This is a genomic window from Streptomyces sp. NPDC107521, assembly GCF_055598485.1.
The window spans coordinates 61,625-68,206 of sequence record NZ_JBVKAT010000030.1 but is presented as its reverse complement, the minus strand read 5'-3'; the positions used below and the strand labels follow the sequence as shown (position 1 = coordinate 68,206).

4 protein-coding genes, 1 tRNA gene, 1 other RNA gene and 1 pseudogene are annotated in these 6,582 nt (G+C 69.3%); 3 read left to right on the top strand and 4 right to left on the bottom strand.

Annotation, left to right across the window (positions count from 1 at the left end):
* A pseudogene (locus ACZ7LB_RS30340) lies at window positions 1-115 on the top strand (IS5/IS1182 family transposase); the annotation flags it as partial.
* Window positions 116-158: 43 nt separating this feature from the next.
* Here the strand turns inward: ACZ7LB_RS30340 and ACZ7LB_RS30335 are convergent.
* The 4 genes from ACZ7LB_RS30335 to ACZ7LB_RS30320 all read right to left on the bottom strand — a co-directional run bounded on the left by ACZ7LB_RS30335 (window position 159) and on the right by ACZ7LB_RS30320 (window position 3,790).
* On the bottom strand, window positions 159-719 hold the full coding sequence (locus tag ACZ7LB_RS30335) for a hypothetical protein (RefSeq protein WP_471472657.1): 561 nt from the start codon (window positions 717-719) through the stop codon (window positions 159-161).
* A gap of 222 nt (window positions 720-941) precedes the next feature.
* Complete coding sequence (locus ACZ7LB_RS30330) at window positions 942-1,691, bottom strand: PaeR7I family type II restriction endonuclease (RefSeq protein WP_471472655.1); 750 nt, start codon at window positions 1,689-1,691, stop codon at window positions 942-944.
* Between the two features lie 25 nt (window positions 1,692-1,716).
* Complete coding sequence (locus ACZ7LB_RS30325; protein ID WP_471472653.1) at window positions 1,717-3,348, bottom strand: Eco57I restriction-modification methylase domain-containing protein; 1,632 nt, start codon at window positions 3,346-3,348, stop codon at window positions 1,717-1,719.
* 354 nt (window positions 3,349-3,702) lie between these two features.
* Window positions 3,703-3,790: transfer RNA gene (locus tag ACZ7LB_RS30320), tRNA-Ser, on the bottom strand.
* 73 nt (window positions 3,791-3,863) lie between these two features.
* Between ACZ7LB_RS30320 and ffs the strand changes: the two genes are divergently transcribed.
* Together ffs and ACZ7LB_RS30310 are read left to right on the top strand one after the other, a co-directional pair.
* Window positions 3,864-3,958, top strand: an RNA gene (ffs, locus tag ACZ7LB_RS30315) — signal recognition particle sRNA small type.
* A 49-nt stretch (window positions 3,959-4,007) separates the two neighbouring features.
* Entirely contained in the window at window positions 4,008-6,353 is a 2,346-nt protein-coding gene (locus ACZ7LB_RS30310) for a DNA polymerase III subunit gamma and tau (RefSeq protein ID WP_471472651.1), read from the top strand.
* The last annotated feature ends 229 nt before the right edge of the window (window positions 6,354-6,582 follow it).

The following is a 6,582-nucleotide window of genomic DNA, read 5'->3' as shown; positions in this document are numbered from 1 at the left end:
CTGGCTCGCCGGCTGCCGCCGCCTCCACCGACGCTACGAACGCAAGGCCGACCACTTCATCGCCTTCACCAGCATCGCCTGCACTCTCATCTGCTACCGCAGACTCGCCAAATGAGATGACTTCTAAGCCCCCTTGTTGAGTACCCACTAGCCGGAGGCTACCTAGGGCGGCATCGCGGGAGGGGAAGGTGATGGTTTTGGCCGCGATCAGGATCACGGCCCGTCGGGAACACCGGCAAGTATGAGGTCAGGAGTCCGACCAGGTGCTCCAGTGCGGGCTTCTTGCGGTAGAAGAGCAAGGTGCGCCCACCGGCCCGGCATTCGGCGACGTAGTGCAGACCGGAGTATCTGCCACCGCTGATGTGCCGGCCGGCGGGCAGTGCGCGGCGGGTGACACGACCGGTGGGGTCGGGGCTCATGGCCGGCAGACCCGGCTCGACGACGAGATGGTCCTTGCCGGAGCACTCGGCCTTGTGAGGCAGGAAGCCATCGACGATCTGCTCGGCAGGGCCGCGCTGCGGGATGATTGCGATGATGTCGCCCTGGTGGCGCTCCTTGCCTGCGAAGTCCTGCCAACAGCACAGAGCGGCCAGCGCGGCCGCGGCGTTGGAGATCCCGGCAATGAGTAGGTCTCCATCGCCCGTGGTGGGACCCAGGCCGTCGTTCGAGGCCCAGACGCCCACGAAGACAGCGGTGAGAAGTCCGTCGAGGACGATCACAATGGTCTGCCAGGGGTTGCTGCGTGGGTGGCGGGCACCGCGCGCCAGCCGTCACAGCCGCCCAGCACAGCCGTGAGGCTGACGGGGAACAGTCCGGTCGCCCAACCCAGAAGTCCAGTGAGGCATCGATGACGAAGCCCCCTGATGGCAGGGGGCTTCGCTGTGCCATCCGCCACGGGGCCATCCAGAATTCATCAACGGATTTCCGGCGTGGCTCACTAGCTAGAGCGTCAATTCGTCGAACACATCGTCAGGCAGCGTCTTGATGTACATGATGCGCGCACGGATCTCTGCCTCGAGGTTGGCCAACGACAAGCCCACCGACGGCTCGACGAAGTGTTCGCTGTCCGCCTCGGCGGTGAGTAGAGCGACAGCGTCGTAGTTGCCCTCCTTGACCATGCGTTCGAAGAAGATCTTGTATCGGCCTATGTACGACGCTCCCTCGAAGATCGGGTCCGCCGGGAACGGCATGTTCTTGGGCACCTTGACCGTGCTCAACGATCCCGGTGCGCTTTCAACGAGCATGATGAAACCGAACCAGGGCTTCAACTGGCCAAACAGGCCGCGCTCCGCGGCCATCTGGGAGTCGGCCGCGAGTCCGAGGGCTTCCTCCGTCCGGTTGTTGAAGTTGTTGCCGAACGAGGGGCCTCGCTGGGACTTGAACTCCATCGCCGCGATCAGGGAGCCGCGGTAGAGCACCAGGAGGTCCCAGTTCTTCGCTGGCCGAAAGTACGCCGGGAGATTGTTGTGACCGGTCGTTCGCACCTCAAGGGTGACATCCGGATTGTCGCGCCAAATTTTCGCCACGACTTCTTGCATCGCGTCCATCTGCTTGCCGCCCGTGACGGCTGCCCGGTTGCCAGTGTCCTTGACCCCGGTTGCCTGCCCCTGCTTGGCGGCCTGTAGGTCCAGGCCAGTCCAGTAGCCGAGAACAGCGGCACGCCAGGTCTCGACAGGTGTCAGGTCGCTCATGACCCCTCTTCTTCTATTCGGATCCTCAGATGCTGCCGGCAGGCAGCCCGTACGCTTCTTCGGCCGCACGCGTCGCAGCCGCCCTGTCGCCGGCCCGGAACGCGTCACGGAGCCTGGAGGCGATGTCGTCGGGGATCGCTTCGGGGCGCGGAACAGCGATCTTCCGCAGGTACTGCGCCTGGAATCGCAGCGTGCCGCCACGCATCTTCACGCCGTAGGCACTCACGAAGGCTTCTGCGATCCGGGACAGCAGCAACCCGCCAAGCACTTCCATGTCCCACGACGACGAGACGATGTAGTACAGGTTGTGGTGCGGGTAGTAGCCACCCGGCTCTAGCACCGGTGTGATCTGGGCTTTCATGTCCTGAAGAAGCAGCTTCGGCTGTTCGGCGAGGCCCGGATAGACCTTGTCGATCGTGCGGTGCCAGGTGTTCGGGTTCTTCCTCGTGACGAAGCGCTTCTTGACGTTCGGGTGCGACGCGAGCGCGTCCGCGAACTTCGGGTAGTCCGCGAGATCCACGAGCCTGCCTTCGTCGTCCCACGGGTTCAGCAGCATCTTCGAAGGCGTCGTGAGGCGACCTGCGCGAATGTCGTCGGCCATGACGATGGGTGTCAGCCGATCTTGCTCGACGTCGATGCCAGCGTCTGGGCTGATGATGTACGCCCTGTCGGCTCCGGTCGCGACCCCAATGCTGATCTTCGTCGTGCCGTCGGCTTCCAGCGTCGGGAAATTCTCCTGCAGGTGCTCCAGCAGCTTGATGGTGTGAGGGGATCCCGCAGGCCAGAAGCCGTCGGTCTCGAACCAGCTGGGCAGGCGTGCGCCCTCCCATCCCTGGCCTGAAGCCTCCTCCACCGTGCCCCGCACGAACGCCAGGGCCTCACTCGCGGAGGCCACTCCGAATGCGGCAGTAGTGTCGATGAACGTGGAGCTGCCCTGCTCGGAGTTGGCCAGCACCGTGATCGCCGGATAGGCCGAGACCTCTGCTTCAAATGCGTCCACGTCGTGCATCTGCCACACGGACTCGACCGCGTAGCGTGAGGTCACGAGACCCCGCAGGTGCTTCCCGTAGGCGTTCCGCATCCAACGGTCCGCGCAGATGAACCCAAGCTTCCCGCCGCTTCCGAGCATGGACAGCGATCGCTCATAGAAGCCGACGTAGATGTCCGCCCGTCCACGCATCGTCCGCCATGTCTTGCGGTAGGCAGCCTCGGTCTCATCATCGAGGTCTTCGGTGCGGATGTACGGCGGGTTGCCGATCACGAAATCGACATCCGTCGGTACCTCGTCGAGAAGGAAGTCGCCGTGACGCAGCCAGCCTGCAGACAGGGCTCGGGCCTCTGTGGGACTTGCCCCAGCGGCTTGGAGCATGTCTGCCGACTTCTTCCGGCAGGTCGCGACATGCTCGTGCTGGAGATCGAGACCGTACAGACAGTCAGCCAGCGCCGGCAGCTCCGTGCCGTGGATCCTTGCAGACTCGAGTAGTCGCTCCAGTACGGGGACGAAAAACGCTCCGGACCCGATTGACGGCTCAACGAGCTTCATCTGGGTGAGGTCCTTGGTTGCCGTATAGCCGACCAGATCAAGAATCGTCTCGACGACCCATCGACGGGTGAAGACCTCGCCGTACTCGACCTCGTCGGGGGCAGCTGCAGCCATGGATTCCTCTCGTCATGGCTCACTGCACGAGCCCTCACTTCAAGGCTATCGGTGGGCGCGACCGCCAGAGGACTTCCCGCAACTACTCGAATTCGTGGCTCCACGGCGGCCCGTCGAAGCTCTCTCCATGATCAGTGGAGTCCAGCCTCCTGTGTGCCTCCGGCAACAGGCCCGTGACGCGGCAGGGCAGGGCAGTCGCTTGGCTGATCAACCTCGGACTCACCCGCACCACAGGCGCGGTCGCGCAGGTTCATGACCGTCCGCTCGCGCCAACTGAGACCAAAACTGAGACCACGGAACGACGAAGGTCCCGACCGCTGAGCGGTCGGGACCTTCGTTTCGGCTGGTCAGCCGTGGCGGAGGATACGAGATTCGAACTCGTGAGGGGTTGCCCCCAACACGCTTTCCAAGCGTGCGCCCTAGGCCTCTAGGCGAATCCTCCGACGGGAACATTACATGACGTTGGGCGGTGCTCGCGAACTCGTTGTTCGGGCCCCGGATCGGGTAGCCTGTGCGCAGCCCCTCACGCGGCGCTATCTGACTGAACTCCCCCAGGGCCGGAAGGCAGCAAGGGTAGGTCGGCTCTGGCGGGTGCGTGGGGGGCGTCTGTGTTCCGTGGGGCGGGCGGGTTGTCAGTGGGCGCCTATAACCTCGTAGACGTGTCGTCTCTCGCGCTGTACCGCCGCTACCGCCCCGAGTCCTTCGCCGAGGTCATCGGGCAGGGGCATGTCACCGACCCGCTGCAGCAGGCGCTGCGGAACAACCGGGTCAATCACGCGTACCTGTTCAGCGGTCCGCGGGGCTGCGGCAAGACGACCAGCGCGCGCATCCTGGCGCGCTGCCTGAACTGCGAGCAGGGTCCCACACCGACCCCGTGCGGCACCTGCCTGTCCTGCCGCGACCTGGCCAGGAACGGGCCGGGCTCGATCGACGTCATCGAGATCGACGCCGCGTCGCACGGTGGTGTGGACGACGCCCGTGACCTGCGCGAGAAGGCATTCTTCGGGCCGGCGCACAGCCGCTACAAGATCTACATCATCGACGAGGCCCACATGGTCACGTCGGCCGGTTTCAACGCGCTGCTCAAGGTGGTCGAGGAGCCGCCGGAGCACCTGAAGTTCATCTTCGCCACCACCGAGCCCGAGAAGGTCATCGGGACCATCCGGTCCCGGACGCACCACTACCCCTTCCGGCTCGTGCCCCCCGGCACCCTGCGGGACTACCTCGCGGAGGTCTGCGGCCAGGAGAAGATCCCCGTCGAGGACGGGGTGCTGCCCCTGGTGGTGCGGGCCGGCGCGGGCTCGGTGCGCGACTCCATGTCCGTCATGGACCAACTGCTGGCCGGTGCCGCCGAGGACGGTGTGACGTACGCCATGGCGACCTCCCTGCTCGGCTACACGGACGGCTCCCTGCTCGACTCCGTGGTCGAGTCCTTCGCCTCGGGGGACGGCTCCGCCGCCTTCGAGGTGGTGGACCGGGTGATCGAGGGCGGCAACGACCCGCGGCGCTTCGTCGCGGACCTGCTGGAGCGGCTGCGCGACCTGGTGATCCTCGTGGCCGTGCCCGACGCTGCGGAGAAGGGGCTGATCGACGCCCCGGCCGACGTCATCGAGCGGATGCGGGCCCAGGCGCGCTCCTTCGGCGCCGCCGAGCTGAGCCGCGCCGCCGACCTCGTCAACGAGGGGCTCACCGAGATGCGCGGCGCGACCTCGCCCCGCCTCCAGCTCGAGCTGATCTGCGCCCGGGTCCTGCTGCCCGCCGCGTACGGCGACGAGCGGTCCGTGATGGCCCGGCTCGACCGGATCGAGCGGGGCGCGGCGCGGTTCTCGCCGGGGGCCGGGGCGCCCGCCATGGCGTACGTGCCCGCGCCCGACGGCTCCGCGGGGGGCGCGCCCGGCGCGGGCCCCGTGCCGCCCGGCGCCGCTCCCGTGCCGCCCGGCGCCGCTCCCGTGCCGCCCGGCGCCGCTCCCGTGCCGCCCGGTGGCGGGGCCGCCGCCGCGCGGGCCGCCGTGCGGGGCCCCGGGGCCCCCGGTGGTCCGGGCGCTCCCGACGGGCCGCCGCCCGCCCCCGCCGCAGGTGAGCAGGCGCCCCCGGCGCCCCCCGTGGCGCCCCCGGCCCCTCCCGCGACCCCTGCCCCGCCCGTCACCCCGCCTCCTCCCGCGCAGCCCCCCGCCCAGGCGTCCGCGCCCGGCGCCTGGCCCGCCGCGGCCCCCGCCGGGAGCGGCGGACGGCGGCCCGGTGGATGGCCCACCGCGGCCCCCGCGGGCGGCGGGCAGCCCCCGGCACCCGCCCCGGCCGGGCCGTCCGCCCCGCCCCCCGCCCAGGCGTCGGCGCCCCCGCCGGGTCCCGCCGCGCCCGCCGCACCGGCATCGTCCGCCCCGCCCGCGGCCGGCGGGCTCGATCCGCGGTCGATCTGGCCCAACATCCTGGAGGCGGTCAAGAACCGCCGCCGCTTCACCTGGATCCTGCTGAGCCAGAACGCCCAGGTGACCGGCTTCGACGGGGCCGTCCTGCAGATCGGTTTCGTCAACGCCGGTGCCCGGGACAACTTCCTGAGCAGCGGCAGCGAGGACGTGCTGCGCCAGGCCCTGGCCGAGCAGTTCCACGTGCAGTGGAGGGTCGAGGCGGTCGTCGATCCCTCCGGCGGCTCCGGGCCCCCGCCCGCCGCCCCCGGCGGCTTCGGCGGCGGAGGTCACGGGGGCGCTCCCGGCGGCGGAGGGTACGGCGGTGCGCCCGGCGGCGGTGCGCCCGCGCAGCGTCCTCCGGCCCCGCCGTCGGCACCGGCCGGGCCGCCCTCCGGACCCGCCGCGCCCTCGGCGTCCGCCCCGTCCCCGGCGCCCGCCCCCGCGGCCCGGCCCCCCGCGCCCGAGCGGCCCCCGGTCTCCCCCGAGGACGACGTCCCCGAGGACGACGATCCCGACCTCGACGAGTCCGCCCTCTCCGGCAAGGACCTCCTCGTACGGGAGCTGGGAGCCACGGTCATGGAGGAGATCGCGAACGAGTAGGAGGGGCCTGGGCGTCGTGGGCACACCGGGCGCAGGGGGCCGGTACCCGGGGAGTCCCGGGGCGTTGGCCCAGGTGCCCAGGTGCCCAGGTGCCCAGGTGCCCAGGTGCCCAGGTGCCCAGGTGCCCAGGTGCCCAGGTGCCCGGCGTCCGGTCTTGGCCCCGTGGGTCGGGTCCGCCACCCTGGGGCTTGATCGGCCCGCGACAGAGTCCCCCGCCCCAGCCTGAGCC